Origin of the sequence: Alistipes senegalensis JC50 (assembly GCF_025145645.1) — a bacterium.
Taxonomy (GTDB): domain Bacteria; phylum Bacteroidota; class Bacteroidia; order Bacteroidales; family Rikenellaceae; genus Alistipes; species Alistipes senegalensis.
In genome coordinates this window covers 1,966,822-1,982,806 of the sequence record NZ_CP102252.1, presented here as the reverse complement: position 1 = coordinate 1,982,806, position 15,985 = coordinate 1,966,822, and the positions used below count along the sequence as shown (strand labels likewise).

Annotated in this window: 16 protein-coding genes; 12 read left to right on the top strand and 4 right to left on the bottom strand. The window is 61.0% G+C overall.

Going from position 1 to position 15,985, the window contains the following annotated elements; translation table 11 throughout:
* The first annotated feature begins 72 nt into the window (after nucleotides 1–72).
* Both lnt and NQ519_RS07725 read left to right on the top strand, forming a co-directional pair.
* Nucleotides 73–1,662: an apolipoprotein N-acyltransferase gene (lnt, locus tag NQ519_RS07730; RefSeq protein ID WP_019151736.1), complete on the top strand. Its 1,590-nt coding sequence runs from the start codon at nucleotides 73–75 to the stop codon at nucleotides 1,660–1,662.
* Between the two features lie 12 nt (nucleotides 1,663–1,674).
* A complete protein-coding gene (locus tag NQ519_RS07725) occupies nucleotides 1,675–2,964 on the top strand; it encodes a bifunctional folylpolyglutamate synthase/dihydrofolate synthase (protein ID WP_019151737.1) in 1,290 nt (429 codons plus the stop codon).
* Between the two features lie 57 nt (nucleotides 2,965–3,021).
* Here NQ519_RS07725 and NQ519_RS07720 read toward each other — a convergent pair whose 3' ends face one another.
* Complete coding sequence (locus tag NQ519_RS07720; protein ID WP_019151738.1) at nucleotides 3,022–3,327, bottom strand: DUF3467 domain-containing protein; 306 nt, start codon at nucleotides 3,325–3,327, stop codon at nucleotides 3,022–3,024.
* A 361-nt stretch (nucleotides 3,328–3,688) separates the two neighbouring features.
* On the opposite strand from NQ519_RS07720, the gene NQ519_RS07715 reads away from it, so the two are divergent.
* From NQ519_RS07715 to yidD, 10 genes are all read left to right on the top strand, one after another.
* Nucleotides 3,689–4,366: a LysE family translocator gene (locus NQ519_RS07715; protein ID WP_019151739.1), complete on the top strand. Its 678-nt coding sequence runs from the start codon at nucleotides 3,689–3,691 to the stop codon at nucleotides 4,364–4,366.
* Nucleotides 4,353–5,054: a (d)CMP kinase gene (gene cmk / locus NQ519_RS07710; RefSeq protein WP_019151740.1), complete on the top strand. Its 702-nt coding sequence runs from the start codon at nucleotides 4,353–4,355 to the stop codon at nucleotides 5,052–5,054. Before NQ519_RS07715 ends, cmk begins: the two co-directional genes overlap by 14 nt.
* A gap of 81 nt (nucleotides 5,055–5,135) precedes the next feature.
* Nucleotides 5,136–6,002 (top strand): 4-hydroxy-3-methylbut-2-enyl diphosphate reductase, encoded by an 867-nt coding sequence (locus tag NQ519_RS07705; protein WP_019151741.1) that lies wholly within the window; start codon nucleotides 5,136–5,138, stop codon nucleotides 6,000–6,002.
* Between the two features lie 19 nt (nucleotides 6,003–6,021).
* Nucleotides 6,022–6,492, top strand: coding sequence for a hypothetical protein (locus tag NQ519_RS07700; RefSeq protein WP_019151742.1), 471 nt, complete (start codon nucleotides 6,022–6,024; stop codon nucleotides 6,490–6,492).
* Nucleotides 6,485–8,146 (top strand): S41 family peptidase, encoded by a 1,662-nt coding sequence (locus NQ519_RS07695; RefSeq protein WP_019151743.1) that lies wholly within the window; start codon nucleotides 6,485–6,487, stop codon nucleotides 8,144–8,146. The genes NQ519_RS07700 and NQ519_RS07695 overlap by 8 nt, the downstream gene beginning before the upstream one ends.
* A 9-nt stretch (nucleotides 8,147–8,155) precedes the next feature.
* Nucleotides 8,156–9,331: a sensor histidine kinase gene (locus tag NQ519_RS07690; protein ID WP_227901149.1), complete on the top strand. Its 1,176-nt coding sequence runs from the start codon at nucleotides 8,156–8,158 to the stop codon at nucleotides 9,329–9,331.
* Complete coding sequence (locus NQ519_RS07685; RefSeq protein WP_019151745.1) at nucleotides 9,331–10,314, top strand: DUF4271 domain-containing protein; 984 nt, start codon at nucleotides 9,331–9,333, stop codon at nucleotides 10,312–10,314. Before NQ519_RS07690 ends, NQ519_RS07685 begins: the two co-directional genes overlap by 1 nt.
* A gap of 102 nt (nucleotides 10,315–10,416) precedes the next feature.
* The gene (locus NQ519_RS07680) at nucleotides 10,417–11,211 is read left to right on the top strand and encodes a uroporphyrinogen-III synthase (protein ID WP_019151746.1); all 795 of its coding nucleotides are present in this window, start codon (nucleotides 10,417–10,419) and stop codon (nucleotides 11,209–11,211) included.
* A gap of 83 nt (nucleotides 11,212–11,294) precedes the next feature.
* Nucleotides 11,295–11,603: a ribonuclease P protein component gene (locus NQ519_RS07675; RefSeq protein ID WP_019151747.1), complete on the top strand. Its 309-nt coding sequence runs from the start codon at nucleotides 11,295–11,297 to the stop codon at nucleotides 11,601–11,603.
* Entirely contained in the window at nucleotides 11,560–11,820 is a 261-nt protein-coding gene (gene yidD, locus NQ519_RS07670; RefSeq protein WP_044118777.1) for a membrane protein insertion efficiency factor YidD, read from the top strand. The genes NQ519_RS07675 and yidD overlap by 44 nt, the downstream gene beginning before the upstream one ends.
* A 289-nt stretch (nucleotides 11,821–12,109) precedes the next feature.
* Here yidD and NQ519_RS07665 read toward each other — a convergent pair whose 3' ends face one another.
* The 3 genes from NQ519_RS07665 to NQ519_RS07655 all read right to left on the bottom strand — a co-directional run bounded on the left by NQ519_RS07665 (nucleotide 12,110) and on the right by NQ519_RS07655 (nucleotide 15,843).
* A complete protein-coding gene (locus NQ519_RS07665) occupies nucleotides 12,110–13,003 on the bottom strand; it encodes a cation diffusion facilitator family transporter (protein WP_019151749.1) in 894 nt (297 codons plus the stop codon).
* Complete coding sequence (locus NQ519_RS07660) at nucleotides 13,000–13,932, bottom strand: helix-turn-helix transcriptional regulator (protein WP_026076728.1); 933 nt, start codon at nucleotides 13,930–13,932, stop codon at nucleotides 13,000–13,002. Before NQ519_RS07660 ends, NQ519_RS07665 begins: the two co-directional genes overlap by 4 nt.
* 75 nt (nucleotides 13,933–14,007) lie before the next feature.
* Nucleotides 14,008–15,843, bottom strand: a complete 1,836-nt coding sequence (locus NQ519_RS07655; RefSeq protein WP_026076729.1) for an LTA synthase family protein — start codon at nucleotides 15,841–15,843, stop codon at nucleotides 14,008–14,010.
* Nucleotides 15,844–15,985 lie beyond the last annotated feature (142 nt).

Genomic DNA, 15,985 nt, shown 5'->3' with positions numbered 1-15,985 from the left:
CAAGACAAAAGTAGGAAATATTTTGAAAAATGCGCTCGTTTGAGTACTTTTGCGGTCATAAAATCTCCTTCCATGTTGCGTAGACTTGCGGCGGTAATCCTTTCGGCCCTCCTGCTCTCCCCGGGATGGCTCAGCATGACGGGGCTGACGCTCCTCGCGGGATTCGTCCCGCTGCTGTGGGTGAGCGCCTCGTACGACGCCTCGCGCCGCTCGTGGTGGAAGGTCTTCGGCTGGGCGGCGCTGACCTTCGCGCTGTGGAACGCCCTGACGATCTGGTGGATCTGGTACGCGACGCCCGTAGGCCCCCCGGCCGCCACGCTGGCCTCGACGACGATGAACATGATCGCCTTCATGCTCTTCCACACGGTCTCGAAAAAAGCCCCCAAAGCCCTTGCCTACACCACCCTCGTCACGGCGTGGATCGCCACCGAATACTGGTACACCGTCGGGGATTTCTCGTGGCCGTGGCTCATCCTCGGCAACGGATTCTCGCACGAGGTGTGGGCCGTGCAGTGGTATGAATACACGGGCGTCTTCGGCGGCACGCTGTGGGTGCTGCTCTCGAATATCCTGATCTTCGAAGCCCTTCGGGCGCGCACCGTGCGACGGTGGACAGCCGCGGCGTGCGTCGTCGCGGTGCCGATAGCCGTATCGCTGGCCATCTGGGGAAGCTGGGAACAGCCCGACGAAGGGGCGGCCGAGGTGAGCATCGTCCAGCCCAATGTGGACTGCTACGACAAATTCCACGGCGACACGGAACGGCAGGAGGAGAATATCCTCGACCTGCTGGACGACGTACCCGCCGGAGCACAGTTCATCCTGCTGCCCGAGACCGCCGTGCCGGGTTACTACCGCGAACCCGCGCTGAGCGATTTTTGGCTGGGGGCTGCCGACACGCCGGGCGAATTCTGGCAGGTGCTGGCCGACACGCTCCGCAGCCGCCATCCCGGGGCCCTGCTCATTGCCGGAGCCAACACCACGCGCCACTATCCGGCGGGAGCGCAGACCGAAACGGCCCGTGCGGAACGCTTCGGAAACGGCTATTACGACGTATTCAACACGGCCGTGGGGCTCGACTCCGCGGGCCGCACGCAGCTTCATCACAAGGGCCGGCTGGTGATCGGCGTCGAGAACACCCCGACGTGGGTTTTCGACGTGCTGAAATTCCTGGTCATCGACCTCGGCGGCACGCTCGGGCAGATCGGCAAGGGACAGCACGGCACGGCCTTCGAACACGATGGAATCAAAACCGGCCCCGCGATCTGCTACGAAGGGCTTTACGGCGACTTCTACGGCGATTTCGTGCGCCGCGGCGCGCAGTTCATGGCCATCATCTCGAACGACGGCTGGTGGCGCGACACGCCGGGCTACAAGCACCTGTTCACCATCTCGCGCCTGAGGGCCATCGAACACCGCCGCGCCATCGCCCGCTCGGCCAACACGGGCCGCTCGGGATTCATCTCCGCCCGCGGCGACGTGGGCGAGACCCTCGGCTGGGAGGAGCGCGGCGTGATCTCCGCCCGGGTGCCCCTCAACTCGGAACTGACTTTCTACACCCGCTACGGCGACTATCCGGCCCGCATCTCGGAATATGTGCTGCTGCTGTGTCTGCTCTACTACGTCGCCTACCGGGTCAAACGCAAAAACCATCTCGTCCAATAAACCCCCGATGTCATGAACTACACCCAAACCCTCGAATTCCTCTTTCAGTCGCTGCCCGCGTTCGAAACCAGCGGCGCAATGGCCTACAAACCGGGATTGGAGCGTATCGCCGCATTCTGCCGCCACCTGGGCAACCCCCAGCGGAACTTCTTCACGATCCACGTGGCCGGCACCAACGGCAAAGGCTCCGTAGCCCACATCATCGCCTCGGTGCTCCAGCAGGCGGGATACCGCACGGGGCTCTTCACCTCGCCCCACTTGCAGGACTTCCGCGAACGCATCCGCGTTGACGGCGAAATGATCCCCAAGCAGAAGGTGGTGAACTTCGTGGACAAGCACCACGACAAGATGGTCGAATCGGAGCTGTCGTTCTTCGAAATGACCGCCGCCATGGCCTTCGACTACTTCGCGCAGAGCGATGTCGAGGTGGCCGTGATCGAGACGGGGCTCGGGGGACGGCTCGACGCCACGAACATCATCGTGCCGATCCTGAGCGTCATCACCAACATCGGGCTGGAACACACGGCCCTGCTGGGCGACACGCTCCAGAAGATCGCCGCAGAGAAGGCGGGGATCATCAAAAAGAGCATTCCGGTGATCGTCGGCGAAGCGGATGTCCGCTACAACGAGGTGATCGAACAGGCCGCCGCGGCCAACAAATCGCGTGTGATCTACGCCGAACGGGAATTCGTCTGCGAAGAGAGCCGTCCCGAAGGCAACCGCCAGTTCTTCCACCTGCGCCGCACGCGCGACAACCGGGATTTCGACGTGCTGCTCGATCTGCAAGGCAGCTACCAATGCCGCAATATCGTGACGGCTTCGGCGGCGATCGACTTCCTGCACGAAGAAACGCCGCTGACGATCTCCCGCCGCGCCTATCTCGAAGGAATGTGCTGCGCGGCGGCCAACACGGCGCTGATGGGCCGCTGGCAGACGCTTGCAGAGGCTCCCCTCACGGTCTGCGACACGGGGCACAATGCCCACGGCATCGCCTACGTGGCCGAACAGATCCGGGCGACGCCCCACAAGGAACTCTACTGCGTGATCGGATTCGTGCGCGACAAGGACCTGGCGCACATTCTGCCCCTGCTGCCGCACGAAGCCCACTATATCTTCACCCAGGCGCATTCGGAGCGTTCGCTCCCGGCCGCGGAGCTGACGGCGAAAGCCGCGATCTACGGTCTGCACGGCGAAGCGGTGGAGGAGGTGACGGCCGCGGTAGCCCGCGCCCGGGAACTGGCGTCGGAGGGCGACATGATCTTCATCGGCGGCAGCACCTACGTCGTCGGCGAAGCGCTGTAACGGAGCGCGGAACGAAAAGAAAAAGTCCGGAGCGGCCGCGCTCCGGACTTTTTCTTTCTATGCCTGCCCCATCTTGGGCCCCGCCTCGGGCGTGGGCGAAGGGGTCGGGATCTCGATCTTGCCCACGTTGCTCTCGTAGCGCACGATATTCTCCTGCAACGAACGCAGCAGGCGTTTGGCGTGCTCCGGAGTAAGGATGATGCGGCTTTTGACGCGCGCTTTCTGCACGCCGGGAAGGACCGTCGCAAAGTCGATGATGAATTCCGAAGTAGAGTGCGATATGATCGCCAGGTTGGAATAATGACCCTGGGCCACAGCGTCGTCCAGTTCGAGGTCGATGCCGAATTGTTTCATCTCTGCCATAAGCTGCGGGGTGTTTGTGCAAAAATATTCACTTTCAGGGGAGAATATGCAAGCACGGAGCCAAAGTTTTCGATATTTTATCAACATATCCGACTTCCGGGCTCGCCGGAGCCCCCGCCGACAGGCTTTCCGAATCCCTTTCGGATACTCCCGCCCGGAAAAGCCCTCGCTTATTCGTACTTTGGCTTCGCCGAAGACACTCCCGCTCGGCAAAATGCAAGCAAACTTGCTTTTGCCCTCGCTTATTCGTAACTTTGGCTGCACCGAAGATACTCCGCCTCGGAAAAAATGCAAGCGAGCTTGCTTTTTTCTCTCGGCTTATTCGTATCTTTGTCGTCTAAAAAAACTACGAACCGGAAAAATGGCACTGGAAATCGTCGAAACCCTGTTCCGCGGCATCTGCGTAGGTGTGGCCGCTTCCATCACGGTAGGTCCCGTGGCGGTGCTCTGCATCCAGCGGACCCTGTCGAAAAGCCGCCGTTCGGGAATCGTCTCGGGAATCGGCGTCGCCTGCGCCGATACGTTCATGGCCATGGCCGCGCTGTTCTTCTACTCGATGCTCCAAGCCCGGATCGAGCAGTACGACACGCTGCTGAGGGTCATCGGCGGCATTTTCGTCGTGATCGTCGGGGTCTTCATCTTCGCCCAGAACCCCGTGCCGCAGATACGCCGCAACCGAGCCGGCAAAACCTCGCTGTGGCAGGATTTCGTCTCGATCTTCGGACTCACGATCGCCAACTTCATCATGGTGATCCCCTATATCCTGGCCTTCTTCGCCGTCTTCAAAATCTCGGGCGGCGAAATGGCCGACCACACCTTCGGGGGATTCATGCGCTCGCTGTTCGTCATCGCCGGGTTCTTCGGCGGCGCCGCGGCGTGGTGGACCCTGCTGGCATTCGTCATCAACCTGTTCCGCCGCCGGTTCCGCCCGCGGCACATGCTCACGATCAACCACGTCGCGGGCCTTATCATCGGCATATTAGGAATTTACACCATACTGTCTACTTTCTTTGATATTTTCCCCAATGTCGGACACTAAACATAAGATCGTCATCGCCGTAGACGGATTCTCGTCGTGCGGCAAGAGCACCTTCGCCAAAGCCATCGCGGCCCGCCTGGGCTACATCTTCATCGACACCGGCGCCATGTACCGCGCCGTGACGCTCTACGCCCTCGAACACGGGGCAATCCGCTCGGGCATCGTTGACGAAGAGGCCGTCGTGAAGCTGCTCGACCAGATCACGATCACTTTCCGCTTCAATCCCGAACGCGGCGCCAGCGACATCTACGTCAACGGCGACCTGGCCGAGGGCAAGATCCGCACCATCGAGGTCTCGAACTGCGTGAGCCGCGTGAGCGCCATCCCCGAGGTGCGCCGCAAGCTGGTGGCCATGCAACAGGAGATGGGACGCCGCCGCGGCGTGGTGATGGACGGCCGCGACATCGGCACGGTGGTCTTCCCCGACGCCGAACTGAAACTGTTCATGACGGCGGACCCCGCTGTGCGCGCCGACCGCCGCTACAAGGAGCTGACGGGCAAGGGAATGACGGTGACGATGGAGGAGGTCGAACGCAACATCCGCGAACGCGACAAGGCCGACATGAGCCGGGCCGTCTCGCCGCTGCGCCAGGCCGACGATGCCATTGTGCTGGACAACAGCCACATGACCGTCGATGAACAGATGGCGTGGTTTATGAATGAATTCCAATTAAAAATGAAAAATTAAGAATTAAAAATCAGTTCCCGCACAGACTGCTGTTTATCCGGGTCGGCGCACAATCAATTTTTAATTCTTAATTACGCAGCTATGCGTGTTGAGATCGACGATAAATCGGGCTTCTGCTTCGGCGTTGTCCGCGCAATCACGAAGGCCGAACAAGCCCTCGGAGGGGGCGCCACGGTCTATTCGCTCGGCGACATCGTTCACAACCGCATCGAAGTCCAGCGTCTCGAACGGCTGGGGCTGAGGACCGTCACCCACGCCGACATGCCGCAGCTGGCGGGCTGCCGGCTCTTCATCCGCGCCCACGGAGAGCCCCCCACGACATACGCCGCGGCCCGGGAACTGGGTATCGAGGTGATCGACGCCACCTGCCCGGTGGTCGCCCGTCTCCAGCGACGCGTGAAGGAGGCCCACGAACGGATGCGTCCGGCGGGCGGTCAGGTCGTGATCCTCGGCAAGCGGGGCCACGCCGAAGTGGTGGGGCTCACGGGACAGGTGGCGGAACCGACGATCGTGATCGAAAGGGCGGAGGACCTGTCGCTGATCGACTTCGTGCGCCCCGTCTATTTCCTTTCGCAGACCACGCAGAGCATCGCGCTGTTCGAGGAGCTCGGGGCCGAGATGCGCCGCCGGGCCGCCGATCCGGACAAGGTCTGCATCGACGACACGATCTGCCGGCAGGTATCGAACCGCGAACAGCACCTCGCAGAGTTCTCGGGACGCTTCGACGCCGTGGTCTTCGTCTGCGGCCGCAAGTCGTCGAACGGCAAGGTGCTCTCGGAGGTGTGCCGGCGGGCCAATCCGCGGACGTACGTCGTCGAGGAGGCGAGCGAAATCGAACCCCGATGGTTCGACGGCGCAAGCTCGGTGGGCATCTGCGGCGCCACATCGACCCCCAAATGGCTGATGCAGGAGGTTGCCGATGCTATCGGCAACTTCAATGAAAAATGAAAAATTAAAAATTTCCGCTATGAAATACTTCGTCCGCTCGCTAAAATATTTCTGCGCCCTGTGCGTTCTCTGTATAGTCCTGATGGGGCTGATGCTGATGACCGGCACCTCGGCGCTGTCGCTCGACGACACGCTCTACGCCATGTTCCACACCGACCGCTACCTGATGCTCTTCACGGCGATCGTGGTGCTGGCGGCCCTCTATCCCCGATTCGGGTTCGTCGAACGCAAGGTCGAGGGCGACGTGGAGGAGAACCGCGAACAGATCGTCAACGCATTCCGCTCGTCGGGATTCTCGCTCCGCAGCGAGGAGGACGGGGTGATGGTCTTCCGTGCCGACACCCTCCTGCAAAAACTCATGCTGCTGGGCGAAGACGAAATAAGAGTTTCACAGTACGGACAATGGATCGTGCTCGACGGCATCCGCCGCGGCGTCGCCCGGGTGCAATACCGCCTCGATTCGTACATACACATGACGCGCAATGATTAGAAAATACCGTTACCCGCTCATCGCGGCCGCGGCTGTCGCCGCCGCAGGAGCCCTGACCTTCGCCGCCCGCAACGACTTCGGGCTGGGACGCAACATGGAGATCACCGTCAACATGATGCGCGAGCTGTCGCTCAACTACGTCGATCCGGTAGACCCCGACAAGCTGATGGAGGGGGCCGCCGCAGGCATGGTCAACGACCTGGACCCCTACACGGAGTACATTCCCGAAGAGGGGATGCAGGATTTCGAACTGCTCACCACGGGCAAGTACGGCGGCATCGGGTCGCTCATCCGCCAGAAGGAGGACTACGTGCGCATCGCCCAGCCTTATGAGGGTTCGCCGGCGGACAAGGCCGGGCTGAAAATCGGCGACAAGATCCTCTCGATCGACGGCAAGGACGCCAAGGGATTCACCACCGAACAAGTTTCCACGCGCCTCAAAGGCGAACCGGGGAGCAAGGTCCGGGTGACCGTCGAACACCTCGACGGCACGCAGCAGACGGCGACGATCCGCCGCGAACGCATCGCCATCCCGGGCGTGCCCTACGTCGGATGGGCCGCCGACGGGATCGGCTACATCCGCCACAGCGATTTCACAGAAGGGTGCTACGAGGAGATGCGTGCGGCCGTCGAACGGCTGCGCCGGGAAGGCGACCTGAAAGGGCTCATTCTCGACTACCGCTCGAACGGCGGCGGCATCATGCAGGAGGCGGTCAAGATTCTGGGAATGTTCGTCCCCAAGGGCACGGAGGTGCTGAGCACCAAAGGGCGTTCGGAGGATTCGAAACAGACGTTCCGCACCGACTCGGAACCCATACTCCCCGACCTGCCGCTGGCCGTGCTCGTCAACGGCAATTCGGCCTCGGCGGCCGAAATCGTAGCCGGAGCCCTGCAAGACCTCGACCGCGCGGTGCTGATCGGCCAGCGCAGTTTCGGCAAGGGGCTCGTGCAGGCGACCCGCCCGCTGGGCTACAACACCATGCTGAAACTCACGACGGCAAAATACTACATCCCCTCGGGCCGCTGCATCCAGGCCATCGACTACTCCCACTCGCAGGAGGGTTCGGTGCGCGTGATCCCCGACTCGCTCATCTCGGAGTTCTCGACCAAGGCGGGCCGCAAGGTCTATGACGGCGGCGGCGTGATGCCCGACATCCGCACCGATCCGGAGTACATCTCGCGCTTCGCCATGACGCTCTACACGCTGGGATTCATCGAGGATTTCGGCGACGAATACATGCGCCGCAACCCGGGCCGGGAGATCGACGTGCGCACCTTCTCGATCACGGACCGGGACTACGCCGACTTCGCGGAGTTTATGAAAGGGAAAAAGGTGCCCTATGAATCGGACACCCGCCGGGCGCTCAAAGTGCTGAAAAAAGCCGCCGAAGACGACCGTTTCGCCGAACTCAAGAACAAGTTCGAACAGGTGGAGGCCGAGCTGAAGGACGACACGCAGACCAATCTCGAAACCTACCGCAAGCAGGTCGTCGAGGCGATCAACAACGACATCGTGATGCGCTACGGCTATCAGGCGGGTGTGATCGAACACTCGCTGCCCGGGGACAAGGAGGTGAAGCAGGCGATCGGGGTGCTGGAAAATCCCGAAGAGTACGCCCGCATCACCCGCGAGCAGGACACCCAGCGCAAATAACCCCGCGCCATGAAGCTCAGCACGAAATACTTCTCGTTCCGCAACCGTTTGGTGGTGATCGTCGTCGGGGTGACGCTCGGCGCCGTGTCGCTGCTCTACACCAACAACATGGCCCAGCGGCTCAAATGGAAGGAGCAGCACGACGTGGCCCTGTGGCCCCACGCCATCGAGCGCGTGAGCCGCGATGTGCTGGGCGGCACCATTCAGGACCCGCTCGTGACGGACATCATGTCCAACGGCAACAACATTCCGTTCATCATCACCAACGAGAACCTCGAAGTCATCAACTCGCACCTCGTTCCGGACAAGATCATCGACCATCCCGACCGACTGAGGAAGCAGATCGACAAGTTCACCCAGGAGAACACTCCGATCCCGGTGAACTTCCTCTGGTCGTCGCAACACTACCACATCATTTTCTACGGCCAGTCGGCGCTGCTCAAATCGCTCTACTATTTCCCCTACGTGCAGCTGCTCGTCATCACGGCCTTCATCGCGCTGGGGTTCATCGCCTTCCGCTCGTCGAAGCACGACGAGCAGAACCGCGTGTGGATCGGACTGGCCAAGGAGACCGCCCACCAGCTGGGCACGCCCACCTCGTCGCTGCTCGGGTGGATCGAATACCTGCGTTCGCAGAACATCGACCAGACGGCCGTGGAGGAGATGAACAAGGACCTCACGCACCTGATGAAGATCGTTGACCGCTTCTCGAAGATCGGGTCCGAAACGCCCCTCACCCCCGCCAACATCAACGAAGTGGTGGGTGAATCGGTCATGTATTTCCGCAAACGCATTCCCCGCAACGTCACCCTCGACTACAACGGGCTGGCCATCGCCCCGGTACAGGCCAACATCAACGCCGCGCTGTTCGAATGGGTCGTGGAAAACCTGATGAAGAACTCGCTCGACGCCCTGCAAGGACACGGGGCCATCGACGTAAGGATCTCCTCGGACGACCAGCACGTCATCATCGACGTCAAAGACACCGGCAAAGGAATCCCCAAGAGCAACTGGAAACGCATCTTCGAACCGGGATTCACGACCAAGACCCGCGGCTGGGGCCTCGGGCTGTCGCTCTCGCGCCGCATCGTCGAAGAGTATCACCAAGGCCGGATCGCGGTCATCGACTCCGAGATCGGCAAGGGAACCACCATCCGCATCACCCTCAAACGCATCTACGCCTGATGATCGACTCGCTGGCACATAGCGTGACAACCGTACCTGCGGCAGCCCCGACGGCAAGTGCACCGGACAGCACGGCATTCGCAGGAATCGCGGACAGCATTCCCGCGCCGGCGGCGGACTCGATCAGGCTGGCAGCAGATTCGATCGGACTGGCTGCGGACTCGATCGGACTGGCGCCGGCCGACACGCTGTTCTTTGCGGATTTCCGCACGGCGGAAACGGAGACGCCCTCCGTCTGGCGCGACACCACGGCGGCGGCCCTTTTCGGAGAGGCTTCGGTCACGGTCCAACCGCCGCAGATGCAAACCGCACCTCCGGCCTCACTCACCGAAAACGCCGCTTTCCAAAGTTTCGTCCTGCTGCTCGCCGCGATCTACGCCATGCTGCTCTACCGCAATCTGGGCGACGTGCGCACGCTGCTCGACCGCATCTCGCGCGACACGGCCACCGGACAACGGCTCTCGGAAGAACCGGGCGGCAGCGGCTTTTCGCGGTTCCTGAACATCGCAACGACCATCGGCATGCTCTTCATGGGGGTCATGGCGGTCAAATACGGCGATTCGCTGATGCCGAGCCAGCTGGAAACCCTGTCGCACGGCGCCGTGCTGGCCCTGAGCCTGCTGGCGACGGCGGCCTGCTACGGCGTGGTCCTCTACCAGATGACCGTGGTCCGTCTGACGGGAGCCGTCACGCTCTCGCAGCCCTTCATCTCGCAACTCGTACTGCTGAAACGCACCTATTTCTCCCTGGGCGTGATCGTCACCTCGCCCGCGCTGCTGCTATTCGCACTCTGCCCCCGGGGCACCGGAAACGTCTGGTTCTGCATCATTATCATCGAATTGGCCGTTACGGCCGGTCTATACCTCCGGGAGACACTAAATCTGTTTATTGCCAAAAAAATTTCGATTTTGCATTGGTTTTTGTACCTTTGCATGGTGGAAATCTTACCAATCAGCCTTTTGTGGCTGCTCACGGTGAGATGACCCTGCAACAACAAACCTAAATTATTCGCAACGTTGAAAGTAAAGAGTGTACTGGTTTCGCAGCCGAGGCCCGCAGTTATCGAAAAATCCCCGTTCTACGAATTGTCCCAGAAATACCACGTGGAGATAGCCTACAAGCCCTTCATCCGCGTCGTCGGCGTCTCCCTGAAGGAGTTCCGCGCCCAACGGGTCGAAATACTCTCGCACACCGCCGTCATCTTCACATCGCGCACGACGGTAGACAGTTTCTTCCACATCTGCGAAGAGGCGCGCATCACCGTGCCCGAAACCATGAAATACATCTGCCAGACGGAGGCCGTGGCGCTCTATCTGCAAAAATACATCGTCTACCGCAAACGCAAAATATCGTTCGCCGACGGGTCGTTCACCTCGCTCGTCGAACTGATCATCAAGCACAAGGAGGAAAAACTCCTGCTGGCGCTGAGCGAACCCCACCGTCCGGAGCTTCCCGAAACGCTCGCCAAACTCAAGCTGTCGGTCAGCCCGGTCATCCTGGCCCGCACCGTCGCCGGAGACCTGGACGACGTGAAGCTGGACGACTACGGCCTGCTGGCGCTCTATTCGCCGTCGGACATCAAGACCCTCGTCGAGAAATTCGGCACCGACAACTTGCCGGCCATCGCGGTATTCGGCGAAAGCACGCTGCGGGCCGCCATCGGTGCCGGAATCACCGTGCTGGCCAACGCCCCGACGCCGGAAGCCCCCTCGATGGTCAAGGCCATCGACATCTTCCTGCAAAAAGTGCAGAAAGGCGAAGAACCGGCCCCCGTCGAACTGGTGACCGACGCCCGCAAGGAGGAGTTCATCCGCAACCAGCAAAACAAGCTGGCCAAGAAGAGCCGCACGCGCCGTCCCGCCGCAGAAACCCGCAAATAAGGGGCTGAAAGCTCCCCGACGCCATGTCCGCAAACTCACTGCCCCGCACCGAAAGGCTCCGTTCGCTCGGAGCCGTGCGCCGCATGTTCGAGAGCGGCGAGAGCGGTTTCATCTTCCCGTTCCGCTACGTGTGGTTCGCAGAGCCCGACACCGAACAGTCGGTCGAAGTGCTGTTCTCCGTCCCCAAGAAATTCCACAAACGGGCCAACAAACGCAACCTCCTGCGCCGCCGCACGAAAGAGGCTTACCGCTTGCAGAAACAGATCGTACACAACGGCGCACCGGTCAACCTCGACCTGGCGCTGATTTACTCGTCGAAAGAGGTGCTGCCGTATAAAACCGTCGCAAATGCCGTCCGCAGGATTCTGGAATCGGTCGTGGAGCATCTTTAAGCGGGTGTGCGCCTTTCCGCTGATCGTGCTGGTGCGGTTCTACCAACTCTGCATCTCGCCCCTCACGCCCCCGTCGTGCCGCTTCACCCCCACCTGCTCGCAATATGCCCTCGAAGCGCTGCGCAAATACGGCCCCCTGAAGGGACTGTGGCTCACCGTGCGCCGCCTGTCCAGATGCCATCCGTGGGGCGGAAGCGGCTACGACCCGGTGCCCTGAGTTCCGCGTCTAAGCAGGCGGGCAATAAAAAACGGGAAAACGGTCGAAGCGCAGAAGCGGTTCTAAAACACCCGCCCTACCGCCGCCTCTGAAATCCGCTTCTTAAGCGGACGACCGGCTTTACAGCCGGCCATCCCCCTTCATGAAAGTTGCGTCACTTCTACTCTTCTTCGAATTCATTCTTCCGGGGACAAAGATTGCACGCTTTTCTGAAAAAACCAACTCCGACCCCAATGTTTAAGGCCGGAATTCAGTCTTTCGATCAAACAATTTCGTCCAACTATACAATTCAGTCGTGCAAATCGCAACATCGTTCCGTGACGGACTCGAATTCGAGCGTCGCATGAGGGATTTCCGAACGGCCCAACAGCTCCTTCAAGGCGTGTTTCACCTCCTCCATCCGGGAAAGGCTGTCGAGCACGACATGGGCCGTAAGAGCGTTCTCAGTCGTACTGATGGCCCAGACGTGGATGTGGTGAACCGCCCTGACACCCGGAACGGCCTCCATCTTCCGTTCGATCTCGGCGATGTCGATACCGCCGGGAACTCCGTCGAGCGAAAGACGCAGGCTGTCGCGGGTCAGCGACCAGACCGAAGCCACGATCACCCCGGCGACGGCGAGACCCACGATCGGATCGACGACGGTCCAGCCGGTCCACGAAATCACGAGGCCCGAAACCAGCACCCCGACCGACACCAGCGCGTCGGCGGCCATGTGAAGGTAGGCGCCCTTGACGTTCAGGTCGCGGTCCTTGTCTTTCATAAAGAGCCACGCCGTGAAGCCGTTGATCGCCACGCCGACGCCTGCGGTCCAGGCGATGGCGCCGCCCACGACCGGCTCGGGATGCAGCATGCGGCCGATACTCTCGGCGACGATGACGCCGACGGCGATCAGCAGAATCACGGAATTGAGCAGCGAGATCAGCACCGTGCTCTTCTTGTAACCGTAGGTGTATTTGGGCGTGGCCCGGGCCTGGGCCAGCCGGAACGCCAGCATGGCCAGCAGCAGGCTGGCCACGTCGGAAAGGTTGTGTCCGGCGTCGGACAACAGTCCCATCGAACCGTAGCAGAGGCCGACGGCGAATTCGACGACGACGAAGCCCACATTGAGGCCGATGCCCCAGATGAAAGCCTTGTTGAGCGAGGTGACCGTATGATCGTGGTGATGGTGTTCGTGTGTCATGACAGCGAGTCGGTTATGGTGTCCTTGATCTCGGAGAGTTCGACCAGTTTATTGACGATGGCATAGATCGTAAGCCCCGCCGCGGAGTGTATCTGCAACTTGGCGGCGATGTTCCGGCGGTGGGTGATGACGGTGTGGGCCGAAATGCAGAGGGCGTCGGCGATCTGCTTGTTGGTCATGCCCTTCACCACGCAGACGATGATCTCCTTCTCGCGGGCGCTCAGCGGCTCGGGCTTCACGACGCGGGGCCCCGTCGCCGCCAGCCGTTCGACGGCCGGAATGAAAATCTCGTCCTCGACGGCGTTGTGCGAAGCCAGTTCGTGCTCGCAGTTGAAGATGTCGAACAACACGCCGTTCAGCTCGTTCGTACTGCCCGAAGGGTAGTATTTGATGATGATGTTCTTCAACTCGCGCAGCTTGATGTCAACCTGGTCATGCTGGCGGCGGAAAATATCCATCGAATAGGCCGTGCTCTTCTCGCCCGCGAGCAGCGACTCGACATAGGGAAAGACGGTCTGCTCCTCGTAGGACATGTGGCGCTGGACCTCGGCGGCATATTCGTCGAAAAAGCGCATGATGGCGAACGATACGTCGCTCTGGGCGCAATCGACCGCTTCGATCAGCTTGCGGCGGATGGCCGGAAGGCGGAAATCGAGGAAATAGCTGTGCGAATTGTGCAGGTAGTCGGTCAGCGAACGCACCGAAACCTCGCCGGCCAGTTCGGCGCCGTTGCCGAAATTCATCAGCATATTGACCACGGCGAGGAACGTCGCCGTATCGACCTTGTTCTCGGCGCACACCTCGGCGATCGTCTTGTCGCCGAACCCCAGCGCGATGCCGAAGCGGCTCATCACCTGCAACACGGCGTAACGGTCGCACACCAGATCGCACATCCTGTCATCGCCCGTATATCCACCATTTTTATACATAAATATAGGTATTATTTTCTGTGCACAAAGATATTCGGGCAAGGTCCGTACCGCAATACCTAAAATGCGGTATTTTCAGCGGCGGCCGATATCCGTATAGGTCGTCTGCAACATCGTGCGGCCGACATCGAGCAGCTCGGGGTTCGTAGCCGTCACCGCCCGGCCGGCCGTAGCGTCCCACACCGCCTCGCCCGAAGCGTCCACGACGCCGAAACCGTCGTTGAAGGTGTAGTAGGCGAACTTGCGGGGGGGGGTCGGTGCGAAGATGTCCTTACTGTAATCGAAATCGTCGTGCGCGACGCCCAGCTGGGCCAGCAGCGTCGCCGCGATGTCGATCTGCGCGGCGTAATCCTCCACGACGCGCGGGCGGGCGACGGCACCGCCCGTCCAGATCATCGGAATCCGGTGGCGCAGCGGCTCGTTGTAGGTCAGCGTCCGCGGATAGGGGTAGCCGTGGTCGGCGACCAGCACCACGAGCAGGTCTTTCCACGCGGAAGAGGCTTTCAGGCGGTCGATCATCTTTCCGACGCACTCGTCGGAAAAGGCCATAGCATTCAGCACCTTGTCGTCGAATTTCGAATAGGGAACGTCGAAAGGCGTATGGCTGCTCAGCGTCAGCAACCCCGCGAGGAAAGGTTTCCCGGCGTCGCTCAGCGCGATCACCCGGTCGGCGAACCAGTCGCACATCAGCGCGTCGTCATAACCCCAGTCGGCCGCAGGGGCGTCGAAGCGCAGATCCTTCTGCCAGATCAACTCCTGCCATCCGGTAGCGTACATGTAAGAGGACTGATTCGTGAAATTGAGGTCGCCGCCGTAGGCGAAGCTCGTGGCATAGCCTTCGCCCGCCAGCGAACGGGCTATCGAAGGCAGGTTGCGGCTCTTGGCCGGGAGTTTCATGATCGACATGCGTGTCTGAGCCGGGAATCCGCTCAGGATCGCCACCTCGCCGCGGTCGGTGCGGAACGAGTTGGCGAAGAAATTCTCGAACCAGATGCCCTCGCCCTTCAGCCGCTGCATATAGGGCATCACGGGCTCCCCGCCGACCTCGGCGTCCATGACCGTGCGGGCGAAACTCTCCAAAATGACGATCACGACGTTAGGGCGCGCGGTGTTCAGCACCGGTTCCGTGGGTCCTGCCGCCGGACCGTTGCCCCGCAGAGCGTCGAACTTCGCAGCACGCACCGCTTCGTCGAAGAAAGGGTATTCGTCGGCGTAATCGACCCGGTCGCCCAGACTGGCGAGGAACGAAAAGACGGGGTTCGTGGCAGCGTGGTTCAGAAACTGCGTCGGACTGAAATAGACCTTCGAGACATTGGCCACCGAAGCCCCCGTGCCGCCGCGGATGGCCAGAAAATCGAATCCGGCGAGCATCACGACGGCGAGGCTGCCCAGCGAAGCGACCCGCCAACCGACCGTCCGGCCGTCGAAAACGCCGAGGATGCGGCGGTAAACCCAGATCATCCCCGCGGCATAAGCCGCCGCCAGCAACGTCTGCCGCACCCCGAGCCAGAAATCGACGCTCGCCATCGCCTCCTCGGGATCGGCGAGGTAGATCAGGACCGTCGAATCAATGCGAAACCCCCAATGCTCGTACAACGCGACATCGACGGCGAAGATCACGGCCGTCGTCACGGCGACCAGCACGAACCAGGTCGTCAGCACACCCCGCCACACCTTTTCGGGCAGGCGGAGCCACAGTGAAAGCAATGTCACGAGGATCGGCAGCGCGGTGACATAGCCCGCGACGGTCATGTCGAGCGTCAGTCCATGCCACAGCACGTCGATCCATCCGCGGATGCCCGCTCCGGCCGCCTCCACGGCGTAATAGGCCATGAACACGGGCTTCTGCACGGCCATCATCACAACGGTCGCAGCGAATACGGCAATCGGAAAAGCGAGTTTTCGGCGCATCGGTTCGTTCACACTTTTTGATGTCAGGCGAGATCGTTTCAGGCATCTGCAACACGGATATTCAAAATACGGCAGACAATGATCGGGAAACAACTCTATGTATCAATTGCAAATCTAATGAAAATGTCCCGATTTTTCAAAT

Excerpts from the sequence above, each read along its gene's own strand:
- NQ519_RS07675 (WP_019151747.1), top strand. The coding sequence starts at position 11,295 with ATGTTCGAGAGCGGCGAGAGCGGTTTCATCTTCCCGTTCCGCTACGTG.
- NQ519_RS07725 (WP_019151737.1), top strand. The coding sequence starts at position 1,675 with ATGAACTACACCCAAACCCTCGAATTCCTCTTTCAGTCGCTGCCCGCG.
- NQ519_RS07685 (WP_019151745.1), top strand. The coding sequence starts at position 9,331 with ATGATCGACTCGCTGGCACATAGCGTGACAACCGTACCTGCGGCAGCC.
- NQ519_RS07705 (WP_019151741.1), top strand. The coding sequence starts at position 5,136 with ATGCGTGTTGAGATCGACGATAAATCGGGCTTCTGCTTCGGCGTTGTC.
- NQ519_RS07700 (WP_019151742.1), top strand. The coding sequence starts at position 6,022 with ATGAAATACTTCGTCCGCTCGCTAAAATATTTCTGCGCCCTGTGCGTT.
- NQ519_RS07695 (WP_019151743.1), top strand. The coding sequence starts at position 6,485 with ATGATTAGAAAATACCGTTACCCGCTCATCGCGGCCGCGGCTGTCGCC.
- NQ519_RS07655 (WP_026076729.1), bottom strand. The coding sequence starts at position 15,843 with ATGCGCCGAAAACTCGCTTTTCCGATTGCCGTATTCGCTGCGACCGTT.
- NQ519_RS07665 (WP_019151749.1), bottom strand. The coding sequence starts at position 13,003 with ATGACACACGAACACCATCACCACGATCATACGGTCACCTCGCTCAAC.
- NQ519_RS07660 (WP_026076728.1), bottom strand. The coding sequence starts at position 13,932 with ATGTATAAAAATGGTGGATATACGGGCGATGACAGGATGTGCGATCTG.
- lnt (WP_019151736.1), top strand. The coding sequence starts at position 73 with ATGTTGCGTAGACTTGCGGCGGTAATCCTTTCGGCCCTCCTGCTCTCC.
- NQ519_RS07715 (WP_019151739.1), top strand. The coding sequence starts at position 3,689 with ATGGCACTGGAAATCGTCGAAACCCTGTTCCGCGGCATCTGCGTAGGT.
- NQ519_RS07690 (WP_227901149.1), top strand. The coding sequence starts at position 8,156 with ATGAAGCTCAGCACGAAATACTTCTCGTTCCGCAACCGTTTGGTGGTG.
- yidD (WP_044118777.1), top strand. The coding sequence starts at position 11,560 with ATGCCGTCCGCAGGATTCTGGAATCGGTCGTGGAGCATCTTTAAGCGG.
- cmk (WP_019151740.1), top strand. The coding sequence starts at position 4,353 with ATGTCGGACACTAAACATAAGATCGTCATCGCCGTAGACGGATTCTCG.
- NQ519_RS07720 (WP_019151738.1), bottom strand. The coding sequence starts at position 3,327 with ATGGCAGAGATGAAACAATTCGGCATCGACCTCGAACTGGACGACGCT.